Origin of the sequence: Marivirga tractuosa DSM 4126, assembly GCF_000183425.1 — a bacterium.
GTDB lineage: Bacteria > Bacteroidota > Bacteroidia > Cytophagales > Cyclobacteriaceae > Marivirga > Marivirga tractuosa.
Genome location: NC_014759.1, coordinates 1,263,925 through 1,287,633 on the forward strand (window position 1 = coordinate 1,263,925; position 23,709 = coordinate 1,287,633).

Sequence of the window (23,709 nt, forward strand, 5' to 3'; positions counted from 1 at the left end):
AAGCACGAGCGCAGCTAGCGCTAGCTTTCCATTAGAAAACCTAAGATTTTGAAAGTCTTTCGGGTTAAGTTAGTATCACAAACTTTCTAACATTTCTTCAACAGCTTCATAAACTTTATCAATCTCTTCTTTTTTGATAATATAGGGAGGTAAAATGTAGATTACATTTCCTAATGGGCGAAGCAGAATATTTCTTTCTAAGAAGAATGGATATAACTTATGGCGAACTTCATTTACATAAGATGTATCTGCATCTGTTTTTAATTCCAATGCGAAAATTGTCCCCAGTACTCTACTCTTCAACACTTTTGGGTGAGATGAGATTTTGTCATGAAATTCTTTTTGCCATTGACTGATTTTCTCAATTTGGCTTTGGGTTTCTTCTGCCACTAATAATTTAAAACTAGCAATAGAAGCAGCACAAGCAATAGGGTTTGCGGTAAAACTATGACCATGAAAGAAAGTCTTCATGATATCAGTAGATTTGTAAGCGCTCATGATTTCTTCTGTGCAAGATGTAACACCTAAAGCCATAGTGCCGCCGGTGAGTCCTTTAGAAAGACAAAATACATCTGGTTTATTTGCTAAATAATCTGAAGCAAAATGCTTTCCGGTTCTACCGAAACCGGTAAAAACTTCATCAGCAATACAAATCACATGATTATCTTGAGCAATTCTGATGAGTTTATCCAAAAATCTTCCATCATACATTTTCATGCCTGCTGAGCCCAGAACTAAGGGTTCAAAAATAAAGCCAGCTACCTTCCCTGATTCTACTAGTTGATAAAATTTCTGCAGAACTTCATCTTCATTCCCATTTTCTGGCATCGGCAAGAACTCCACGTCAAATAGGAAGGGAGCGAATGGGGCAGAAAAAGGCCCCCTGTCTCCTACTGACATTGCTCCGAAGGTATCACCATGGTAAGCTCCGTCAAATGCTATAATCTTTTTCCTTTCTTCATTTCCTTTATTATACCAATATTGAAATGCCATTTTTAAAGCCACTTCATTCGCTGTGCTTCCGTTATCAGAATAAAATATTTTTGATTGATTATCAGGCAAAATTGATAAGAGATTTTCAGCTAATTCAATAGCTGGGGCATGTGTAAAGCCAGCAAAAATCACATGTTCTAAGTTTTGAGCTTGTTTAGCTACTGCTTCTGCAATTTTAGGATGACTGTGGCCATGTAAATTCACCCACCAACTGGAAATGGCATCCATGATTTTACGGCCATCTGATGTATGCAAATACATTCCTTCTGCCTTTTCCACCATGATGTGTTCAAAACCATTTACCAATTGGGTAAATGGATGCCATATACTCTCACTATCTCTTTCTAACCAATTCATAAATTCTTTTTTAATTCTGCAGCATATTTTCGAACTACCGCATGATTAATATCTTTTTCATCAGCTATCCTTAACAAACATGAATAACCACTATATTTTAATATGATTTCTTCACTTGCAGGATTTGATGGGCCGTTAAAAACAATTCCTTTTACCTTAACTCCTCTTCTTTGCAACTCGTTAACTGTTAGTAAAGTGTGATTAATACTTCCTAAATACAGATTAGCAACCAAAATGACAGGAATGTTCCATTGCTGAGGGAAATCAATAACAAATTCTTGATCGTTGATCGGCACTAAAACACCTCCTGCACCCTCAATTACTAGATTTTCATTATCAGTATCAGGGATATCAAAATCCATCACTTCCAATTTAACATTATCAATTTCTGCTGCATAATGGGGAGAGGCTGGTGTATTCAATACATATTTTTCAGGGATTAAATCCGATTTTAAATTACTTAATAACCCACCTACATAATCCGTATCACGAGGATAACCTGCCTGAATAGGCTTCCAATAGTCGGCTTCAAGGGCTTCACATATTATGGCACTAAACAACGACTTTCCGCTGTCCGTACCTATTGCAGTAATAAAATAGTTCATTGAAAGTATTGATTGATATGATGACACAAATTTGTTATTTCTTCTTCAGAATTGAAAGCGTGAAGGCATATCCTTACCCTTTCTTTTCCTTTTGGAACTGTTGGGCTGAGAATAGGACGAATATCAAAGCTATGATCATATAGATAATTAGCGAAATTTACAGCTTCACCAGCATTGCCCAATATAATTCCTTGCACAGGATGTTCGCTTTCTAATTTGTTTACGTTATTACTCAAAAGCCTGTTGAATAGCTCTATTTTGGCCTGCAATTCTAGCCACAATTCAGGATGATTTGCTCTATAACCCAAAGCATTGCGAATGACTTGGACGCTATGATGCGGCAAAGCAGTAGTATAAATAAATTGTCTACTATAATTGATAAGATACTCTTTCAAGACATTGCTTCCAACCACAGCCGCACCATGAACTCCCACTGCTTTTCCAAATGTGTAAATTCTGGCAAAAATTTGCGCTTCCAAACCTAAGTGGCAGCACAAGCCAAAGCCTGAATCACCAAATAAACCAGTACTGTGCGCCTCATCCACAATTACATTTGCATCATATTGATCAGATAAATCAACAATTGCTTTTAAAGGTGCTTGATCACCGTCCATAGAATAGACCGATTCCACTACTATAAATATATTTCCTGTCTCAATTTTTTTAAGCTTCTTTTCTAAATCTTGAAGGTCATTGTGCTTGAAATTATAATAATTAGCCCTACTCAACCGTACCCCTTCTTTAATACATACATGAGAAAGTTCATCCAATAGAACAGTATCTCCCTTTTGTGGTACGGAAGATAAAACCCCTAGATTAGCCATATAACCAGAATTAAAAAGCAATGCTGATTCTGATTTAAAATACTTTTCTAAAAAAATTTCTAACTCTTCATGATAATCTTTATTCCCACTTAACAAACGTGATCCAGTTGCACCATTATCTATAAAATCATTTTCATAACTATGAATCTCCTCGATTTTAGATAGACCCAGATAATCATTAGAACTAAAATCTGTTAGAGCGCTACGCTGCTTCTTTAGTTGTCTGTATCCACCTTTGCTTTTACGTTTTTCCAGTTGACTTTGTAAATGTTTTTCGAGTTTCATCTTTCTATTCATAGGAATTGTCGTCAAAAATATAACATTTATCGCCATATTCGTTATAACACAATCAAACACTAAAATTAATCAAGATGAAAAAGCTTTTTACATTAACATTGTTATTATTTTTTATTGGATTAAGTGCTGAAGCGCAAATATTCACTATTGGGCCTAAATTAGGGATAAGTAATACGACTTTAAGCTTAAAAGAAAATGCTGAAATATATCAATCAGGCGATGCACAATACAGTTATCACGGAGGAGTATTCGCTAGGGTTAAAATAACTGGTTTTTACATTCAACCAGAATTATATTTTAATTCAGTAAACGGTGAATATACTGACGCAACTGATCCAAATGACATCAAAACTTTAGAGTTTAATCAAAACAAAATTGACTTGCCTATTTTGCTTGGGTGGAAAATGGGACCATTTCGAATTAATGCCGGACCTGTAGCTACTTTTAACCTAAATGATGAGGTTGACGCAAGTAGTACAAATAGTGCAGTATCAGAGTACAAAAATGCTGTATTTGCTTATCAAGCTGGAATTGGCTTAGATATCTCCAAATTAATTGTTGATCTAAGATATGAAGGCAATTTAAGCAATCAAGCTATTTTAGGAAATGATGAAGGTGGCGTTCGAGTAAATCAAATCATGTTAAGCGTTGGACTAAAATTATTATAATATTAGAAAGAGGTTGTTTTAAAGTAAAACAACCTCTTTTTTTTACCCTTTGAACAGATTTATATCCCCTCTTTAATTAAAGGAGTATCCGAATACCTTATCTCAAATTGATCTGTAAATACCAAATGTCCTTTTTCTCCTCTGGTACTTAATAAATGTAAACTCTCACCGCTGACCTGATAATTGTATTTTATCTCAATTGGTTCTTTAAAACTAAATGCCTTGTTAGCAAGTGTATTAAAATTATTGTCCAACAAGCTTAGGTATATATTTTTATTATCCTCTGATTGTGCGCTCACTACTATACCTTTCTCCGTTTGAAAAACACCTGTATATTTGCCATTGATGTCAATTTCTTTTATAGAATAATCAGAACTATCCGGATGAAATTTAACTATAGTCAAATTTGTGGGCCATAAGGCATCGCCTAATCCATCGCCTTGGTAAAGTGCTAATTGAAAATTACTATTCCGCAAAGAAGTTAATTCAACGGGCTGTTCTTGAGTATGTACTTCAATTTCATTTTTGATTTCACCACTTTCATCTGAAACCAGAATTCGGTTTGTAAAATCCAATGAATCAGCATGGCTTTCATATACCAAAAAGTTTAAGTCACCTCCACCAGCAACATTTATATCCTTAACTTTTTGCCAAACTTTACCATTTCCGTAAAAAGAAGGCACTGCATTATACCATCTAACTTTACTACCCATTTTTGCTCCGTAAAAGGCCTGTGACACACTATCGGGATCGAAATAAAAGCCACTAAAATATTCCAAATCATTTACGTTTTTAGCGGAGTAATTTATAAATGCTATATTCTTTTCTAAAGAATCATACTCAAGCCCTGGCATTTGCCATTCAAATCCCACACCTCTATAAATAGGAATTTCTTGTAAATATGGTTCCTCTAAATGATCTACTATTTGTCTTTTTAATTTTTTAGCTGACTCGCTTCTTATATTCAATAATTCTTTCTCCTCAGATTCAAAATAGGCTTTAATACCCTCCATTCCCCCATAATACTTTTGATAGAATTCTTTATTCTTATTTAAATTACTATTTGGGATTTCAGAATTATATTTTCTTAAGTCATTTTCAAGACTAATTGTTTGTTGAAAAACCCGGTTAATCGTATACAATTTTACTTGAAATGATATGTCTTGAGCAGTATCATAAACAGACAGACTCTTCTGTTCATTGATCAAATCAAGCTTATCATCCTTATATTGAAAGACATTGGCTACAGGAGAATTTAGATCATATCTTCTAATTTTATAAATGGATTTCCTTTCAATTGGGTCAAGGTTGATAGAATCATTAGGAACCCAGTTTTCCATTTTAGCAAAACTATCATCTAGCTTCTTCTCAATTTTCTCAATATCAGTTCTTAATAGATTGATCTCGGTACTAATTACTTTTTTAACTTGATCTACCCAAGTCCCATAATCCCAAAGGCCAATATCATCCACCAAAAAATCGGTTTGGATAACCAGACCATCCAAACGGTAAGTTTTAATGGGATTGATTGAAATCTTCTGATCTAAATCAAAAGGAGGATATGCCATTGCTGCTTCCTTATACTTCTTGAAATAGTAAAGAGTTGAATCATAACTACTTTTCACCAAGTCAAAACGGCTCTCCAGTTCATCATCGAACAATAAATAAACATCTTTTAAGGAATTGTAATCTCCATTTATACGCACAAAGTTTTTAGAAGCTAAGTCGTACTGCTCTACCATTTTCATGAAATTTTGATGAATAGAAGGCATATGAGTCAAGAAAGAATCCGCATCTTTTAAACCTTGTTGAAAAACTAACTTAACACTATCAAATTCCACTTCAGGCTTCCCATTTCTTTTAAATTCATTCGTAAAATTCGGATAATACCATGCATTTCTTCTAGTTTCTCTATCATCAATTAAATCCCTTGAACGTCCAAAAAGTAACTCCGCCCTTTCTGCATTGGCAATGGCAGATTCATAGTCAGCTATAGGATGCGCATTTCTATATCGCTCTTCAAATATCAATGCCAGCTGAATGTTTGTAGCGGGATGATCATTGTTATACTTAAAGAAATCATATAAAATAGGGAACACTAAATCAGCACTATCCCCAAGAAAATAGGGGTTAATATCATCCTCATAGTCTAAATCCAATTGTGCAAAAGTTGCAACTGGCAAGACCATGGAAAGCAAAAATATGATTAACACTTTCTTCATTTTATATGGAATCTAATAATTAATTTCACAAATATTTATTATTTGGTACTGAATCCAGATAGCTATCGAGATATATTTCTCTCATGTAATTGCCTAATAGGCTCTACTTAATCGTTTTGAGCTAATTGAATATCCAAAATCTTTAATTCTACCCTACGGTTTTTTGCTCTATTCTCTTCAGAGTCGTTAGCCACAACAGGTTTTGATTCTCCGTATCCTTTTGAAATCAATCTACCTTCTGCAATACTATTGCCTGTTATGTAACTAATTACACTATTCGCCCTTTCTTGAGACAAACGTGTATTATATGCCGCTGAACCTACGTCATCAGTATGCGCAGCTATTTCAATTTTCATGCTCGGGTAGGATTTCATCAATTTAATAACCCGATCCAATTCTTCAAAACTACTTTCAAAAAGAGCAGAAGAATTCGATTCAAAATAAATATCCTTTAATGTTAAATTAGCATCCTTTGCCAATGGCTGGAGTTTCAATTCCACCCCTTTACTATCTTCCTCAATTTCCCCTGTTTCCTCATTAATAGTTTGAAGTTTACCTTCATTTGAAATACCAATTTCTGTAGAATTAAAAGCATATCCCCTATCACTTGAAGCCTCCACCATATAGCGGTCTCCCACCCTCAAGTTAATAGTTTGATTTCCTGAAATCACTATTTCTTCATTTCTGGTTTTATTTCGAATAATTAACTGAGATGAAGAAACGGAACCATCACTCAGTAAATCCTTCACATTTATTGGGACACCTACTTTTTCTGGTACCAATTCAATATCTTCTTCATAAACCCTATACAAAATCAAGCCTGTTAGGTCGATTGAAAAGCTTTTAGGCTTGAAATTTTCGCTCTCCACTTTAATTGTATAAGCACTACCGATAGGAAGGTCAACTTTTGTTTTCCAGTTAACGCCATCCGATTCCACCACGTCAATAGTTCGCCCAATGTCATTTTTCACTGTGATTTTTGCCTTTAAAGGATCATACAATTCAATATCATATATATTGACATTTAAATGAGCCGTTGTAAATAAATCGATATTCTGCTCATACTCTTGATAACTTTCAATATCTCTTAAATCATAGTAGTATAAAGCACTGCTGTAATCATCTTTTCTAACCTCAAGATTATAAGCTCGGCCTGCTGACAAAACAATAGAATAAAAACCATCAGAAGGGTTGTTATCAAAGCTTGAAATCATTTCAGAGGTGTTGGCATCTGTTATTCTCATTTTTGCAGCTAAGCCTTCCTTACTATCCGCATCACGGATCACTCCCTGGATTGTAACATTTTGAAATTGTCTGAATTCCTGCGGAATCTCCACACTATAAATATCATTCTGCTTGGAAAAATACATAAGGTCACCCGAAGCTGAAATACAAGAGAACAAATCATTATCGGTTGTATTTACATATTCCAAAGGAACTGGAGTAGTCCAATCACCATCTGCGTTCAATTGGGTCTGGTATAAATCAAATCCTCCTATACCTCCCTCCCTATAGGATGCAAATATTAAAGTGCGGTTATCGGCCATTATTTTAGGCGCTTTCTCACAGCCCAAATTCACAGGATATGGAAGAGCAGTAGGTTCTGTCCATCCCGAATCTGTTTTTTGAGTAGCATAAATTTCATAGCAAAATTCCGAAACTCCTTCAGGTATATTTTTACTATTCCTTGCAAAATAAAGCGTCTTTCCGTCAGTTGTGATGGTAGGAAAACCATCAAAACTTCTACTGTTTACATCAGGACCCAGATTTTGAGGTTTAGTCCAGCTGTCTCCTACCCTTTCGGAATAAAAAATATCCTCTGAACCATATCCACCATCAAAAGATGCATGAAAATAAATTCTATTTCCATCATAACTGAAATTAGGTCCTGAAATCACATCTATTGAATCGCCATAATTATTGATACTATCTAGCGGAATTTCATTTGACCACTGATCATTTTCGAAACGAGTAAGGTATAATTTCCATGATCCATCTTTATTCGACTCATAAATTAAGGTTCGACCATTAGCACTAATACTGGGAGCATATTCGGTATGTTGATCAGTGCTTATTTCACTTACAATCTTCTTGGGATACAATGAATCAAGCACTTGTTCAATAGAATCTTTTTCACTTTGAGCATTAGATGAAAAAGCAAAAAAGCATGCTATTATTGAAAGAAAGCTTATTGTGATTTTTTTCATTTGAATCATTATTCTCCTATTAAAGTAAATGCAGCCCAATAATATGGCTGAGGAAATTCTTCTTTAATTTTCATTTGTGCTTTTCGGAAAGAGGTGAATTTATCATCTCCTTCTGTCCAATGTTTATAAAACTCAGTCATCAAAAGCTGGGTAGTATAATCTTTAACAGTCCATAAACTCATAATGAGATTTTCGGCTCCAGCTACTAGAAACGCCCGCTGTAATCCGTAAACCCCTTCACCATTTTTCACATCTCCCAATCCTGTTTCGCAGGCAGACAGCACTACTAACTCTGTCCCTTCCAAATTCAAATTCATGGTTTCATAAGCTGTTAATAAACCATCTTCATAACTGTTTTCATAAGGCAATCCACCTGCTAAACCAATTGAAGCACCAGATAATAAAATTCCTGATCGTAAAAGAGGATTTTCCTCATTGCCTTGATTTTCCGCTCCGGAAACTTTCTTATCCGCATCATAGGTTTTGAAAAAGCCATGTGTGGCTATATGTAAGATACTAGGAGCCGTCAGACTATCTATTAAGATTTCATTTGCCTCTCGATCCATGTATTTGGTCACTTTCCAATTGCTGAGACTTGTCATCGAATCAATTGCATTAATTTCTACTTTTGTGCCAGGTAAAGTCGGTATTCCTCCACTAAAATTTCGCATTAAGCCTGTACTTTCTGCCGTTAGGGTCATTTCATCTTCAGCTCTTCCCAAAGAAAAATCTGGGGAGCCAATTAAAACTAGCGTAGGATAAACTGGCACCGAAAGCGAATCAGCTTTTGCGATAGAAATAGAATCAGTTGGCAACTCATCTCGCCTCTTCTTAATCAGATCTCTCGCACTTGTTATTATTCTAATATTCTCTTTTTCAAGAAGGTATTGACCTAGATTTTCACTATAAAGGGTATTGATATTAATTTTATTGTATATCCCATCAGGACTCACATATAGTTTATCTAGTCCTTCAGGTATGTCATTGTCCACCCATTCCCACAAATTTTCATATGATATTTTATCCATCAATTTGAATTTGATGAGATTTTGATATGCATTAAAATATTTCTGTTCAATTCTTCTCCCTTCCTGCAAAACTGCAATTTGGGGTTCTGCCATAGTATCGGTTAATATCAAGCCTGCATAAATAATAGAATCATTTTTCAAGCTTTTCTTAACACGAACTAACTCAACCACACCAGTATTAGGCTCTAAACTTTTCTGTAACATCCTCCAATTGATACTATCTGCACCAAAACCAGCATTAAAAAGATTTGACTTCACACTCAGTTCTTTCTCCATAGAATTAATTGAGTTTTCAATCTCATTTAAATTGATATCCTTTTCATTCAACTCCTCTTTGGTATATGAATAATATTGAATAGCCTTTTCTTTTTTATCCTGCCAAGCTGAAAAAAGCGCAATCAATTCTTGATCACCACTATTAAGAATTTTATTTCTCATTTTTGCCGAAGCATTTAAGAGCATTGCCTTCGTGGTCAATTGTAAGTTAAACAAGTCTTCTTTTAACTTGGGGATAGTTTGAAAATTCTCAATCGCAAAATCTTTGTAGGCTTCAAATACGGGATTAACCTTGTGATAGAAAGCTGCTTTTTCACTTTCACTCATGGAAGGGAAATACTCTTTAAATAAGTATAAATAGCTATCTACTGATTCGCTAAACAATGCATAGGCAGAATCAATGTCATTTTGAAGTTGCTTTAATATTCCCCAACCATATAAAGTAAAGATATAATCTGGATGATTTATGCCTAGTACTTCTTTCCGTAACTGAGTTACTTTTGAAAATAATGAATCGGCTTTGTCAAATTCTTCTTGTTTTTGGTACAAAACAGCTAAATTATACTGAGTACTGGCAAATACTGGATTATCTATACCATAAACCTTTTCATCAATCACCAATGATTTTTCATAATACTCCTCAGCTTTGTCATAATCTTCATTGGCAAGATATAATGAAGCTAAATTATGCAGGGTAGTAGCATATTTGGGATGATTCACTCCATAAATTATGGAATCCATTTCTAAAGCTTCATTCAATAATGGTAAAGCCTTTTCAGGATTGTTTTCACTTTGATAGATTGAGGATAGATTTTCAATAGAGGTTACATAGGAAGGATGCAATTTTCCCAGTTTATCTATATAAATATCTATTGCATTTAAAAGGTTGCTTTTTGCTTCCTTCAAATTCCCAGTATTCTGATAGTAAAGTCCCATTCCAGATAATGCATCTGCAAATGCAGGACTTTGATTTCCATAAATTGTTTTAGATAAATCCAGCGTTTTTCTAAAGTATTGCTCTGCTACAGGATATTCTGCCTCGCCCATTTTCACAAGAGCCAATTTAGAATAGACATTTAAAAGGGCTGGATGATTCTCACCTAAGCTGTTCAAATACGTTTTTTCCGCAAGCTTATATAGCGAATCTGCCTGCCGAAACCTTGAACGGCTTTGAGCTATAGTCCCGAGGTTTTCAAATACTTTCGCATTATTTTCATGATCAATTTCGTAAATAGTGTTAAAAATATATCCTGCATCTTTAAAATAAGATTCAGCCAAATCATAGTCGCTATTCTCTAAACTTAAAGAACCTAAATTATTGAGTGTATTAGCATATTCAACCGTTTGTTTCCCTAAAGCGGTCTCAATTAATTGTAAATTTTTAGTGAAATAACTAGTGGCTTTTTCAATATTTGTTCGGTTTTGCTCTAAAACACCAAGGCTATTTCTCGTCTGAATTTCAATCTCCGTCTTGAATTTATTTTCACCTTCGAATTGTTGTAAAGATCTATTTAGGTAAAGCTCTGCAGAATCAAAATCCGCTAAATCAAGATAAATATCACCTGTATTTTTATAGGCAATTGCCTTTTCTTCACTTTTGCCAGAGATATTTTTCAGAATATTTTCATCTATAGATAGTAAGAGATACAGAGCAGAATCCAATTTCCCCATTTGTTTATAAACCAATGCTTTTTGAGCCAAAATTTTAACAGACTGCAAACTATCTTCCTGTGTCTCTATCATTAAAGAATCATTTGCTATGCTATAAAGTGCTAATGAAGTGGTATAGTCTCCTTTAGTAAAAGCTATTGCAGCACTATTCAATTGACTTTGAAGGTCATCGCCACTTAGAGCTAGCAAAGATTCTCCTTTATTGGTTTGTCCAGTTTTCTGATAAAGAACTCCCAAATTATTCCTGGTGCTAGCATACATTTCTCTATCAGTATCCTCATCATTCTCTAATTGGGTTTTCAAGATTTCATAAAATGATATTGCATTATCATTCTGGCTGTTTTCTTGATAAATCAAAGCTCTCTGGTAAGCTGAAATTTTCCATAAATCTGAATTTTGCAGATTGTTGTCTTGTGTAATACCAATTACCTTATCATAAAACTTTGCTGCTTTATCTGCTTCCCCTTTTTCTTGCAATAAGCTAGCTACATAATAAAGTGAATTCAAATACTGAGAACCTGCCTGGGAAATATGATTATTTAGTAAAGGTAAAGCTTCTTGGAAATATGCTAGGGCATCTTCTTCTTGACTTTGATAACGTAAAGAAGCATAATCATAGACTGCTAAAGCGTGATTTAAGGAATTTTTGTTCTCCTGAATTAAAATCTCCATATAGTCTTTGGAGAAAGTCATGGCTTCTTCCATATTTCCTAACTGAAGATTTAATTGAGAAGTGTAATTTAATAATTGAATATAAAACTGAGTTTGCTGATCAAAATTCACCTCTTTCATTAACTCTAACTCTTGCTTGGCTAGTTCTAATCCGCGTTCAAAATCTTGCGACTTAAAAGATAATTTTACTCCCAAATGGAGTGTCAACACATATGCTTGATGTTGTTTTCCATATGTATTTTCTGCCTGAACCAATGCTTTATCAAGCAAAGATTCAGCTACTTCAATATTATTTACATTCTCTGCTTTCTGCAGTGCGGTAAAGGTCTCGTCCCAGGAATTTTGACCGAACACAGAAGTGAGAACACCTACTGATAGAAGAATAGTAACTAAAAACTTCATTTTACGAGTATACATACAACGCAAGATGATGAATATGTAGGAATTTCGAAAAATATTCATCGAAATACCTATTTTTAGGTATATCAATTATTGAATGTGTTAAAATAAATATTTCTTTAGTTTTAGAATTCGTCTAAAAATGTCAATCAAATATGCAAAACATCAAATTTCAGTTACTGCTAATTTTTGTTTCAACCCTTTGTTCCACCGCTTTAATAGCACAAAAGGAATTTAATAAATCTGACAGTTTAAAAGGCGGGCTTTCTAAAGAAAGAATCTGGTGGGATTTAAAATACTACCACCTTCAAACTAGAGTACAACCTGATGAAAAATATATATCAGGCAGTAATCTTATACAATATGAGGTTTTAAAACCTTATCAAAGCATGCAAATTGATTTACAGGAACCAATGCAGATTGACAGCATTATACAAAACGGAAAAAAGCTTAATTTCACAACTAAATTCAATGCCCATTTTATTGAATTGGTTGAAGATCAAAAGAGAGGAGAAGTAAATGAATTAACGGTCCATTATTCTGGTAATCCTACAATTGCAAAAAATGCACCGTGGGACGGTGGTTTCACATGGGAAAAAGATGAAAATGGAAAGCATTTTATAGCTACTGCTAATCAGGGAATTGGCGCCAGTGTCTGGTGGCCTTGCAAAGAACACCCAGCAGATGAACCAGACAGCATGCTCATTAGCGTGAATGTACCCAAGCCTCTAGTGGACGTATCAAACGGGAGACTGAGAGAAATAGAAGAGCACAGAAATAGTAGAACATATCACTGGTTTGTGAGCAATCCAATCAACAATTATGGTGTTAATATTAATATCGGGGATTATGTGAATTTCACTGAAAAATATGATGGAGAAAAAGGAATACTAGATTGCAGTTATTGGGTATTGAGCTATAATCTAGCGAAAGCCAAAAAACAATTTAAGGAAGTAGCTCGCATGTTAGAAGCATTTGAATATTGGTTTGGTCCATATCCTTTCTATGAGGATAGTTACAAACTAGTAGAAGCACCTTATTTAGGCATGGAACATCAAAGTTCGGTAACTTATGGAAATGAGTTCAAAAATGGCTACAGAGGAAGAGATTTAAGTCAAACAGGCTGGGGATTGAAATTTGACTTCATCATCATTCATGAATCAGGACATGAATGGTTTGCCAATAACATTACCAATAAGGACGTTGCTGACATGTGGATTCACGAAGGATTCACGCATTATTCTGAAAACCTATTTTTAGATTATCACTATGATTCACTAGCTGCCAATGCCTATGTGCAAGGCGTTCGATCTTCCATTCAAAATGACAGACCTATTATTGGTGAATATGGAGTTTCTCATGAGGGCTCAAGTGATATGTATTATAAAGCAGGAAACATGCTTCATCTCATTAGGCAATTATTCGATAATGATGAAAAATGGAGACAAACTTTGAGAGGATTGAATAAGGCATTTTATCACCAAACCGTGACTACCGAAGAAATTGAAAATTATATTTCAGAAGCCTATGGAAAGTCATTAGATAAGGTTTTTGACCAATATCTTCGTACTACTCAAATCCCAACTTTCACTTACAGGATTTTAGGTAATCAATTGCTTTACAAATGGGAAAATACTGTTGATGGATTCAATATGCCAATTCGGATATTCATAAATGGCGAGCCAGAATGGTTACAGGCTAATTCGAAATCATTTAAAGCATTACAAAATATGCCGGAAAATGCAGAGATCTTAGTAGATCCTAATTTTTATGTGGCTGATTTTAATTTGACTGAATAGCCCCCTAACCCGCAAAAGTCCCCTAACCCCCGAAGGGTGATTGGCAGCCACTTAATCCCCATTGGGGAAATTAGAACAGCACCACTTTGAAATAGCGAGTTACAAGTCGGGTGACTCGTTCACTTAGGTCAGTACCGAAGGTTCGGAAGTTACTTTGAAAAGTAGGAAGTTTAAAGTAGGAAAATGAGCCTTTTGTGTAATTGTATTCAATGACAAAAGGCTCATTCAAATTATGACTTAAAACTTATATCTCCCGTCTTCAATCAACTTTTGAGCTACTCTCCTTCTTACATCTTTCAGATTAAAAGCTTCTACTTTGGTGAACCGCTTTAAAGCCATTTGCACCATTTTCAATTCATCGCCTTCCGAAAATGACCATAGAGCTTCCTCAGCTGAATTTTTGACTTCTTTTACAGCATCCAACATAAATAATTGACAGATATCAATCTGAACAGCACTAGCTTCTTCACCTAGTGTTTCCTTAATTCTTTTAGTTTTCACAATTACTGATTCTAGCAAATAAATCTGAATCAACATATCGGCTACATTCATCAAAATCTCTTGCTCATCCTTCAGCTTCATTATCAGCTTTTGCGCAGCTGCCCCTGCTACGATTAAGGTGATTTTCTTTAGATTGTCCAAGACCTCAGTTGCCTTTTCTAAAGTATCGGTATTTTCGTTTGGTGTTAATGAAGGAATATTAGTTAATTCTTTTTGAACCGCTGTAGCTGCATTCATCAAATCTAATTCCCCATTCATCGCTTTTTTAAGAAGCATGTCCACAATCAACATTCGGTTGATTTCATTGGTGCCTTCAAAGATTCTACTGATTCTTGAATCACGATACAATCGAGCCATAGGTGCTTCTTCGGAAAAGCCCATACCGCCAAAAATCTGCAAGCCTTCATCTACAACGAAGTCTTGCGCCTCTGTACCAAATACTTTTATAATAGCACATTCAATTCCATAAGCACTCACCGCTTTTGCTTTTGCTTCCTCCATTGACATTCCTGATTTCAGGTATTCTTCTTCCTTTTGGTCAATCAATTCACCAGTCCGGTAAGCAGCCGCTTGTAGTGCATAAGTTTTGACCACCATTTTTGCCAGTTTTTGCTGTATTGCTCCAAACGAGCTGATGGATTGACCAAACTGTTTACGGTTTACGGCATATTCCACTGCATAATCAATTGCCTTTTTAGAAACGCCTAAACCTCCAATACCGAGTTTAATTCTACCTGTACTTAAAACATTTAGCGCCATTTTAAAGCCTTCTCCTCTTTGCCCTAAAAGGTTTTCTTCAGGAACTTTAACATCATTCAGAAATACTTGTCTTGTGGAAGAAGCTCTAATACCCATTTTATCTTCCTCCTCACCTAAAGTCAAGCCTTCGAAGCCCTTCTCAACTATAAATGCTGATAAATTCTCATCATCTTCAATTTTGGCGAAAACAGTAAATACATCTGCTATTCCAGCATTAGTAATCCACATTTTCTGTCCAGTCAAATAATAGGCTTTTTCAGCTTCATTGTATACTGCTTTGGTCTTCCCAGAATTAGCATCTGAACCTGCATCAGGTTCTGTTAGGCAATAGCAACCTTTCGACTTACCAGAAACCATATCAGGAATATATTGAGCCTTCTGCCTTTCGTTCCCGTATAATAAAATCGGAGCGATTCCAATACTGGTTTGCACACCAATGGCTGGAGAAAACTCAGTAGTCTTCGCCATTTCCTCAATTACACGAAGCGTGGTATTAAAGCCCACCTCTATTCCACCGTAATTTTCAGAAACTCCTAAACCTAGCAGACCTAAATCGCCTGCTTTTTGAAGTAACGCAATAGTTTGCGATAAATCCTTTTTCTTTTCTAATTCGTCAGCTAGCGGTAAAACTTCCTGTTCTACAAATTCTTTTGCAGAAGCAACCATCATACTTTGCTCCTCTGAAAAATCAGATTCAATAAAAACACTTTCTGGAATATTATTGATTAAAAATGAACCACCCGTTTGAGTAGGGATTTGATTTGTTTTAGTTTCCATAGTTCTATTTAATATGTAATAAGTTTCTTTCTGAAATTTGAGATTCCAAATGCGGATAGTGCTTAATCAATTCCTCTATAAAGAGATTATAGGGGACATCATCAAAATGACCATATTGATGTAGATACTCCATAAACCTACCTCCTTTTTGATTGAATTCCTGAAAAATGGAGTCTCCATCAGGATTAAATTCCAAAGGCTTCACATTTAGCTTTTCGCAAAGTTCTCGATTGAAAACAGGAGTTACTTTGATCCATTTATCATTTAAATAAATTTCTGCATAGCCATGAAAAACCAAAATATCTGTTTGCAGTACGGCTTCCAATTTGGCAGTACCTAGATGGTTTCTAACATTTGCAAAACCCAATCGTGAAGGAACTCCGATTACTCGGCAGGCAGCAGCAAAAAGGCAACTTTTCTCTATGCAATATCCATAGTCCCTTTTCAGCAAACTATTTGCCCTCAAAGCTTCTTTAGAAAAATCTAATCTGTACGGATCGTAGCGAAAACCATCACGAATAGCGTAATATAAATACTTAACTTTTTCAATAGTATCTTGGGCACCAAAAGTAACATCACTTGCAAATTGCTGAACAGAAGAATGATCTGAATTTATAAATTCCGCTGCTCTTAAATACTTATTAAATCCCTCCACCTTGACTTTTTTTTTACAATTTAGGCATTAATGCCTAACAAATGTAATAAAGAAATCTAGAAAATAGGCACTTTTGCCTAATATTTAATTTAGGAATTAAAAATGATTAATATTGCATGAGATTTCCATTAAGATGAAGACGAAAGATAAGATATTAGAAACTGCTCGTATATTGTTTAATACACATGGAATTTCTGCTATTTCAAGTAAAGCTATAGCCGAAGAAATGGGGATTAGTTATGGAAATTTATGCTATCATTTCCCTAAGAAAGATGATATTATTCTGCAACTCTATCTCACCATGCAAAAGAATGTAGAGCAACAGTTTAAGAATATAAAAGAGGAAGTGATCAACTTGGAATTTATGTTAAGCCGACTTAAGATTCTATTTGAGGAAATCTACAAGTATAAATTCATCTATCTAGGGATCACCAAAGTCGTTCGGCACTTCGACCACATCAAAAAGCATGCTCAAGATCAATTTGATCAAAGGTGGAATATTCTAGACCATATTTCTGGATTCTTAATTACTAATGGTTACATGAAATCATTCAAAGATGATCGTCAAAAAAATATGTTAATCCATGCTTTGTTAATGGTAAGCAATTCTTGGATTTCCGATGCAGAGGTATTTTATAAAGGCAAAGACAGTGAGAAAATTGACTATTATATGCAAGTCTTCTTTAATCTGGTAAGACCAAACTTAACAGAAAAGGGTCTGGAAGGATTTAAGAAAGTGTATAAGAAAAGCTAATCATCAACTTTAATACATGGTATTCGGATTTACAGACTCATTAGGAATCTCTTGAATACTATCCCAATGTTCTACAATTTTTCCGTTTTTATCAAAACGAAAGAAATCCATGGTTACATACTCAGCATCTCCTTCCCAAATTTGATGAGTATGTAGTGCTACTAAATCATTTTCTGCCACAGCTCTCAGAAACTCAACACTTTTGTTCGGGTACTCCCTTTGCATTCTTTCGAAATAATCAATAAATCCTTGAGTTCCATTAGCAACGGCAGGATTATGTTGAATATATTCATCTCCGACATATAATTCAACAGCTTTTGAAGGATTGCCTTCAAAAGCTGTTTTGTAAAATTCAATGGCACTTTCTTTTTGCTGCTCTAGCGCAATCATATACTTAATTTTACATATTTAATTACTATTAACCTGAAAGTACAATTTTGAACTCTCTTTTGCTGTAAAACCAACTAATAAATCCCTTAATTCATCAGATTTCGACATCTTTTCCCACATCAATTGGTTTGCCTTATCTATGTAATCAAAATATTCTATGCTTTTCATTTCTCTAGAAACTTCAGGTATCTTTTGATTAAAGTAGTTCCAAACTGCTTTCTCTGGATTAGAATATTTCTCCTCATATACTGCTTGAAAACATAATGCTTGAAGGATAACGGACGCATAACTTTTAGATTCACCATAAATCTCTGGAAACTTGCTTTTACCAGCACAAAAAGACCACCCCACTCTTCCTTCCCCAGCAGATGAAGCATAAAATAATTTCGAACTCAAACTCACCAGACTGTCCATATTGATTTGATATTTATGTTTGAATTCTTCAGGATAAATTAATAGCTTAATGCTCTTTTTATCTCTTCATCACGATTTACATAATTTAAAAAATCATTTTGAACCTCATCATAACTTTTAGCTGAATATTTTATAGAATCAGGCAGTTTTTCAAACATCAGGTTCCATTGAAGATACCCCAAAACATGCTCAATTTCATTAAAAAAATCATAGTATTTATTTTCCTTTAAAATCCCTCTATTTAATCTGGGCTGCCAAGAAAAATACTCCGATTGATTAACATGCTTTTTTAGTAGAAACACCGAACCAATAAATTCTTTGGTAGTAGATTCCTCTTGTTTTGAATTACATCCTGTAAGAATTAATACAATGAGGATGAAAGCATAATTCCTCATGATAGTTTATTTTAGTTTGTCATTGTCCTGGTGCCTATCCTTATCCCGATTAGTTTTCTTCTCAATATTTTTCTGCAAAGCTTCAGTCAGGTCAATTCCAGTCTGATTGGCTAAACAAATCAATACCCATAGAACATCTGCCATTTCATCTCCCAAATCAGCATTTTTATCACTTTCTTTGAAAGATTGTTCACCATATTTTCGAGCCATAATTCGAGCCAACTCTCCAACTTCTTCAGTCAGGATGGTCATATTGGTCAATTCATTAAAATATCGGACGCCTATGGTTTTAATCCACTCATCTACTTTTTCTTGGGCTTCTGCTAAGGTTATGTCTTTCTTCATCACTTCAATTCATATACTTTTTCACCTGCCGAATGGGTCTGAATTACTTTAGTGGTTCTCAATTCCTCTTGTGGGACTTCCATAATATCTTGATCTAAAATCACAAAATCAGCCCATTTGCCTTTGGCAATGCTTCCTTTTTCCTTATCTTCAAATTGTCCGAACGCAGCCCATGATGTCATTCCTTTTAAAGCTTCTATCCTGCTCAGTGAATTTTCAGATTGGAAACCACCTTCCGGTAAGTTATTATTATCTTGCCGGGCAACAGCTGCATGAAAACCATAAATAGGATTAATGTCCTCCACAGGAAAATCAGAGCCCAATACTAATCTGCCGTTTTGCTTCAATAATTCCTGATAAGCATAGGCATTTTTCACTCTTTCCTCGCCCAATCTTTCATGTGCCCAATCCATATCTGATGTGGCATGAGTCGGTTGAACAGAAGGTAAAATATTATAATCCCCGAATTTGCTAAAATCATTTTCGGCTAACACTTGGGCATGTTCAATTCTCCACCTTCTGTCATTTTTACCTTTCAAATATTTCGCATAAATATTGGTAATGGCTCTGTTTGCAGAATCGCCAATGCAGTGCGTATTCATTTGAAAATCTTTAGCGAAAATAACTTTCGCCAGGCTATCAAAAACTTGAGGCTCGCTTCTTAAAAAACCATAATTATCGGGATCATCAGAATAAGGCGCAATTAGACAAGCACCTCTCGATCCTAAAGCTCCATCTCCATAAATTTTAAATGACCGAACATTTAGATAGTCTGTTTTGTAATGCCCATTGCTAAAGTAATACTCCATATTTTCAGGAGTAGGATTTATCATAGCATAAATCCGCATCTTTAAGAGACTATCCTTTTGCATTTCATCCAATAAATCAATTTGAGATTTATCTAAACCCGCTTCAGCCAATGAAGTAATACCTACTGCAAAGCAATTGCCTTGTGCTTCCCGAATCAATTCCTTTGTCTGTTCTGAATTCATAGCTGGAATTTTATCCATCAATAAATTCATGGCATTATCAATCAAAACACCGCTCGGCTGTCTATCTTCTTTCAATAAAACTTCACCACCTGAAACTTTTGTATTGGCAGTTACTCCAGCTAAATCCAATCCTTTTTGGTTGGTTAGAACAGCATGGGCATCTACTCTTCTGAGCATTACGACCTTATTTGGAAATAAAAGATCCAACGTATCTTTGGTAGGAAATTGCTTCCCTTCCCAGTTATTCTGATCCCATCCCAAGCCCAAGACTGTTGACTCCTCTGGATATTTTTCCACATGCTTTTGCAAGCGCTGAATTAGTTCATTAAAAGATGTTGTTCCATATAAATCAACTTCATGCAAACCTTTAGCATACCTGATAAAATGCGCATGACCATCAATAAATCCAGGATAAACTGGGGAATTCATCAGATCGATTTCTTCATTCGCTTGATATTGATTTCGGATGTCCATAGAGCTTCCAACTGCTATGAATTTCCCATCTTTTATTGCAAACGCTTCTGCTTTTTCAAAATTGGCATTTACTGTATAAACCGTTCCATTGAAATAGATGGCATCTACTTTTTCTCTGCTAGAACAGGAAGTTATTATTAGAATAAGTGTTAAGCTGAGTAATAGTTTATTCATTTTTATGATTGGGTTTAAAACTTGTTAGGTTTGCCAAGCCTGCATACTGGTCTGTGTGCCACCAACCAGGGAAAGCTGTCCCCATGGTCGGTGGCACACCAACCATTTTAATTCCAAAATCTGACAGGTTTCGATAATTAAGTAAATTAGAATCAATCCTGATCAAATAATGTTTCAGTGAATTTCAGATGCTTAACAGATTCACCAGAGTTTTTCAATTCAATCAATGAATCGATACCAATTTGAAGGTGATAATTTACATAACTGCCCGTTACTTTTTGATCACTTTGGGCTGTCTTTACTCCTTCAGGAGTCATTGGATTATCAGAAACTAATAATAGAGCTCCTCTTGGAATACTATTAACAAAGCCTACAGAAAAAATAGTGGCAGTTTCCATATCCACGGCCATCGCCCTAATTCTTCTTAAATAATCTTTAAATTCATCATCATGTTCCCAAACTCTACGATTGGTCGTAAAAACTGTTCCGGTATAATAATCCATTTCGTGTTTTTTAATCATAGACGAAACAGCTCTCTGTAAGCGAAAAGATGGTAAAGCCGGAACTTCTGGCGGCATATAATCATTGCTTGTTCCTTCTCCTCTTATTCCTGCCAAGGGTAAAATTAAATCACCAATTTTAGATTTCTTTTTAATTCCACCGCATTTCCCTAAAAACAAAACTGCTTTTGGCATAATAGAAGAAAGCAAATCCATTACAGTTGCTGCCACAGAACTACCCATTCCAAAATTGATAATGGTGATTCCATCTGCCGTAGCCGTCTGCATCGGTTTATCCCTTCCTTTTATTTCAACATTATATTGCTGAGCAAACATCTCTACGTAATTAATGAAATTGGTTAACAAAATGTAGTCTCCAAATTCATCTAAGCCCGTTCCTGTATAACGAGGTAACCAATTGTCAACGATTTCTTTTTTTGTCTTCATTTATGAGTTTTGATTAAATAATTGTCAGTAATTTGCATATAAATTGCCACAAAGCTAAGCGAAATCAATGCAAAAATTAAACCTTCCGCCTTATGATGTGAAATTGCGTAAAATGGACGGCAAGATACATATTTTTGATCCCATCAGGAAAAAGTTTTTGGTTTTAACACCAGAAGAATGGGTTCGCCAGCATTTTATTCAGTTTTTAATTCACTATAAAAACTATCCATCGAGCCTTATTAAAGCTGAATCCGGATTAAAATATCATGAAAGAAAAAAACGGACAGATGTGACTGTTTTCAATCGTAAAATGAAACCGCTTCTTTTAATTGAATGCAAGGCTCCTGAGGTTAAAATAACAACCCGTACCTTTTCTCAAATTGCGAATTACTACAGCCAGTTTCAGGCAAAATATATGATTATTACCAATGGAATGGAGCATTACTGCTTTAGACCAGACGCAAAAGAATTGATTTTTGAGAAAGAGATTCCTGAGTTTTCGGATTTATAATCTACCACCTAAAAATTTCCTCAAACAACTTTAGGCCTTCAGTGCAATCTCCCATTTTTGTGGCATAAATTTTCTGAATGCAATTTACGCCAGCTACATTTATAGTAAAAATAGATAATCTATCTGACATCAAATCTTCAGGTAACCATAGTACCTCTTTCATTTCCAGATCAAACTTCTTTGCATTTTTAAATAAATACCTTCTACTTACTCCATTGATGCAGCCAGTTTGCAAGGATGGTGTATAGATACTTCGATTACTTAAATCCAGAAAATAAAGATTAGAAGAAGAAGCCTCTGCTATGTATCCATCTTGATCTAACAAGATAATTTCTTCTAGTCCCTTTTCCTTCTTTTCAATTCCGGCCATTACATATGGCAAAGCAGAAATCGTTTTCAAGTGACTAAAAGCAGTTTTTTGCAGAAAAACTGTATCTGCTAATCCCACTTTATCAAATTTTTGATTTTTTTTTCTTTGAGCTTGATCAGCAGTTAACAAAAACTCAGCATCAAAATGCTCAGGAGTATATAAACCACCAGCTTTTCTCCAAATATAGAGTTTCACTCTAGCAGACTGCCCCATTAATCCGTTCACTTCTAACAATTCCAAAAGTGTTTTCTCCAAGTCCTTTTTTGTAAATGGAAAATCTAATTTCAAGTCATTGACGCTGTCAGAAATCCTTTCCCAATGCTCATTTAGAAACATTATTTCTTTTTTCCTGAAAATAATAGTTTCAAAAATTCCGTCCCCATATTGAAAACCACGATTCGAAATCCCCAAAGTAGCTGATCCAGAAGGAGTTAAGTTACCATTGTAATTAATCATGTTTATTTCTCTTTTAAAACTTCCATTATCCACTCATCAATAATACTTTTGCTACAGCAAATAATTGTCTAATATTGGGTTTTATTTTGAATAATGGCAGAAAGAAGTAGCATTTTTGATATGATTGGTCCCGTTATGATAGGTCCCTCGAGTTCACATACCGCTGGAGTAGTGAGGATTGCGCGCGCAGCTGTAAAAGTTTTGGGTGGTATTCCTGATGAGGCTATTATCACTTTTTATAATTCATTTGCAAGAACTTATGAAGGCCATGGAAGCGATAAAGCTATTGTTGCCGGATTGCTAAATTATAAAACAGATGATATCCGTATAAAACAAGCTTTTGATTTAGCGGAAGAAGCCGGACTAACCTACACCTTTAAATCAATTGGCAGTGCAGGAACTTACCATCCAAACACTATCAAATTAAATTTGACCAAAGGTGATCGAAAAGTCGAAGTAATAGGTGAAAGCTTAGGAGGAGGTGTAATCAATATTTCAAAGGTGAATGGATTTACTGCTAATATTTCTGCTGCCCTACACACGCTAATTATCACGGCTGAAGATACACAAGGAAGTATCGCTTTTATTTCGAATATTATCAGTAACGATAAAGCAAATATTGCCACTATGAGCGTTTCCAGGAAAGGAAAGCACGATATTGCCTGTTTGGCAATTGAAATGGATACAGGATTAAAAACTATATCACTTGAATATCTTAAAAATCTGGATTGGGTAATAGATGTTATCTATATTCCAGATATTGACATGTAAACTATT

20 protein-coding genes are annotated in these 23,709 nt (G+C 35.0%); 5 read left to right on the forward strand and 15 right to left on the reverse strand.

Annotated features, from left to right (window positions below):
* Positions 1–75: 75 nt before the first annotated feature.
* From bioA to FTRAC_RS05100, 3 genes are read right to left on the reverse strand one after another with little or no spacing between them, the layout of a single operon-like run.
* Positions 76–1,350, reverse strand: a complete 1,275-nt coding sequence (gene bioA, locus FTRAC_RS05090; protein ID WP_013453160.1) for an adenosylmethionine--8-amino-7-oxononanoate transaminase — start codon at positions 1,348–1,350, stop codon at positions 76–78.
* Positions 1,347–1,955, reverse strand: coding sequence for a dethiobiotin synthase (bioD, locus tag FTRAC_RS05095; protein ID WP_013453161.1), 609 nt, complete (start codon positions 1,953–1,955; stop codon positions 1,347–1,349). The genes bioA and bioD overlap by 4 nt, the downstream gene beginning before the upstream one ends.
* Positions 1,952–3,064, reverse strand: coding sequence for an aminotransferase class I/II-fold pyridoxal phosphate-dependent enzyme (locus tag FTRAC_RS05100; protein ID WP_041650370.1), 1,113 nt, complete (start codon positions 3,062–3,064; stop codon positions 1,952–1,954). Before FTRAC_RS05100 ends, bioD begins: the two co-directional genes overlap by 4 nt.
* An 86-nt stretch (positions 3,065–3,150) precedes the next feature.
* Here FTRAC_RS05100 and FTRAC_RS05105 point away from each other — a divergent pair, with 86 nt between their 5' ends.
* The gene (locus FTRAC_RS05105) at positions 3,151–3,744 is read left to right on the forward strand and encodes a porin family protein (protein ID WP_013453163.1); all 594 of its coding nucleotides are present in this window, start codon (positions 3,151–3,153) and stop codon (positions 3,742–3,744) included.
* A gap of 59 nt (positions 3,745–3,803) precedes the next feature.
* Here FTRAC_RS05105 and FTRAC_RS05110 read toward each other — a convergent pair whose 3' ends face one another.
* The 3 genes from FTRAC_RS05110 to FTRAC_RS05120 form a co-directional block, all read right to left on the reverse strand.
* A complete protein-coding gene (locus FTRAC_RS05110; protein WP_013453164.1) occupies positions 3,804–5,966 on the reverse strand; it encodes a hypothetical protein in 2,163 nt (720 codons plus the stop codon).
* A gap of 107 nt (positions 5,967–6,073) precedes the next feature.
* The gene (locus FTRAC_RS05115; RefSeq protein WP_013453165.1) at positions 6,074–8,173 is read right to left on the reverse strand and encodes an OmpA family protein; all 2,100 of its coding nucleotides are present in this window, start codon (positions 8,171–8,173) and stop codon (positions 6,074–6,076) included.
* Positions 8,174–8,181: 8 nt separating this feature from the next.
* Complete coding sequence (locus FTRAC_RS05120) at positions 8,182–12,222, reverse strand: CHAT domain-containing protein (RefSeq protein WP_185094431.1); 4,041 nt, start codon at positions 12,220–12,222, stop codon at positions 8,182–8,184.
* Positions 12,223–12,374: 152 nt separating this feature from the next.
* Between FTRAC_RS05120 and FTRAC_RS05125 the strand changes: the two genes are divergently transcribed.
* The gene (locus FTRAC_RS05125; RefSeq protein WP_013453167.1) at positions 12,375–14,018 is read left to right on the forward strand and encodes a M1 family metallopeptidase; all 1,644 of its coding nucleotides are present in this window, start codon (positions 12,375–12,377) and stop codon (positions 14,016–14,018) included.
* Positions 14,019–14,255: 237 nt separating this feature from the next.
* Here FTRAC_RS05125 and FTRAC_RS05130 read toward each other — a convergent pair whose 3' ends face one another.
* Together FTRAC_RS05130 and FTRAC_RS05135 are read right to left on the reverse strand one after the other, a co-directional pair.
* Positions 14,256–16,055: an acyl-CoA dehydrogenase family protein gene (locus tag FTRAC_RS05130; RefSeq protein ID WP_013453168.1), complete on the reverse strand. Its 1,800-nt coding sequence runs from the start codon at positions 16,053–16,055 to the stop codon at positions 14,256–14,258.
* A gap of 4 nt (positions 16,056–16,059) precedes the next feature.
* The gene (locus FTRAC_RS05135) at positions 16,060–16,710 is read right to left on the reverse strand and encodes a transglutaminase-like domain-containing protein (RefSeq protein ID WP_013453169.1); all 651 of its coding nucleotides are present in this window, start codon (positions 16,708–16,710) and stop codon (positions 16,060–16,062) included.
* A gap of 133 nt (positions 16,711–16,843) precedes the next feature.
* Here FTRAC_RS05135 and FTRAC_RS05140 point away from each other — a divergent pair, with 133 nt between their 5' ends.
* A complete protein-coding gene (locus FTRAC_RS05140; RefSeq protein ID WP_041649548.1) occupies positions 16,844–17,464 on the forward strand; it encodes a TetR/AcrR family transcriptional regulator in 621 nt (206 codons plus the stop codon).
* 9 nt (positions 17,465–17,473) lie between these two features.
* Here FTRAC_RS05140 and FTRAC_RS05145 read toward each other — a convergent pair whose 3' ends face one another.
* The 6 genes from FTRAC_RS05145 to FTRAC_RS05170 form a co-directional block, all read right to left on the reverse strand.
* Positions 17,474–17,854 carry a nuclear transport factor 2 family protein gene (locus FTRAC_RS05145; protein WP_013453171.1) on the reverse strand — a complete coding sequence of 127 codons (381 nt, stop codon included), beginning with the start codon at positions 17,852–17,854 and terminating at the stop codon, positions 17,474–17,476.
* Positions 17,855–17,872: 18 nt separating this feature from the next.
* Positions 17,873–18,268 carry a hypothetical protein gene (locus FTRAC_RS05150; RefSeq protein WP_013453172.1) on the reverse strand — a complete coding sequence of 132 codons (396 nt, stop codon included), beginning with the start codon at positions 18,266–18,268 and terminating at the stop codon, positions 17,873–17,875.
* A 38-nt stretch (positions 18,269–18,306) separates the two neighbouring features.
* Entirely contained in the window at positions 18,307–18,663 is a 357-nt protein-coding gene (locus FTRAC_RS05155; RefSeq protein ID WP_013453173.1) for a hypothetical protein, read from the reverse strand.
* 6 nt (positions 18,664–18,669) lie between these two features.
* The gene (locus tag FTRAC_RS05160; RefSeq protein WP_013453174.1) at positions 18,670–19,008 is read right to left on the reverse strand and encodes a nucleotide pyrophosphohydrolase; all 339 of its coding nucleotides are present in this window, start codon (positions 19,006–19,008) and stop codon (positions 18,670–18,672) included.
* Positions 19,008–20,648, reverse strand: coding sequence for an amidohydrolase (locus FTRAC_RS05165; RefSeq protein WP_013453175.1), 1,641 nt, complete (start codon positions 20,646–20,648; stop codon positions 19,008–19,010). The genes FTRAC_RS05160 and FTRAC_RS05165 overlap by 1 nt, the downstream gene beginning before the upstream one ends.
* A gap of 152 nt (positions 20,649–20,800) precedes the next feature.
* A complete protein-coding gene (locus FTRAC_RS05170) occupies positions 20,801–21,595 on the reverse strand; it encodes an AMP nucleosidase (RefSeq protein WP_013453176.1) in 795 nt (264 codons plus the stop codon).
* A 67-nt stretch (positions 21,596–21,662) separates the two neighbouring features.
* On the opposite strand from FTRAC_RS05170, the gene FTRAC_RS05175 reads away from it, so the two are divergent.
* Entirely contained in the window at positions 21,663–22,106 is a 444-nt protein-coding gene (locus FTRAC_RS05175; protein WP_013453177.1) for a type I restriction enzyme HsdR N-terminal domain-containing protein, read from the forward strand.
* A 1-nt stretch (position 22,107) separates the two neighbouring features.
* On the opposite strand, the gene FTRAC_RS05180 is transcribed toward FTRAC_RS05175, so the two are convergent.
* Positions 22,108–22,932 carry an aminotransferase class IV gene (locus tag FTRAC_RS05180; protein WP_013453178.1) on the reverse strand — a complete coding sequence of 275 codons (825 nt, stop codon included), beginning with the start codon at positions 22,930–22,932 and terminating at the stop codon, positions 22,108–22,110.
* 93 nt (positions 22,933–23,025) lie between these two features.
* Here FTRAC_RS05180 and sdaAB point away from each other — a divergent pair, with 93 nt between their 5' ends.
* Positions 23,026–23,703: an L-serine ammonia-lyase, iron-sulfur-dependent subunit beta gene (gene sdaAB / locus FTRAC_RS05185; RefSeq protein ID WP_013453179.1), complete on the forward strand. Its 678-nt coding sequence runs from the start codon at positions 23,026–23,028 to the stop codon at positions 23,701–23,703.
* Positions 23,704–23,709 lie beyond the last annotated feature (6 nt).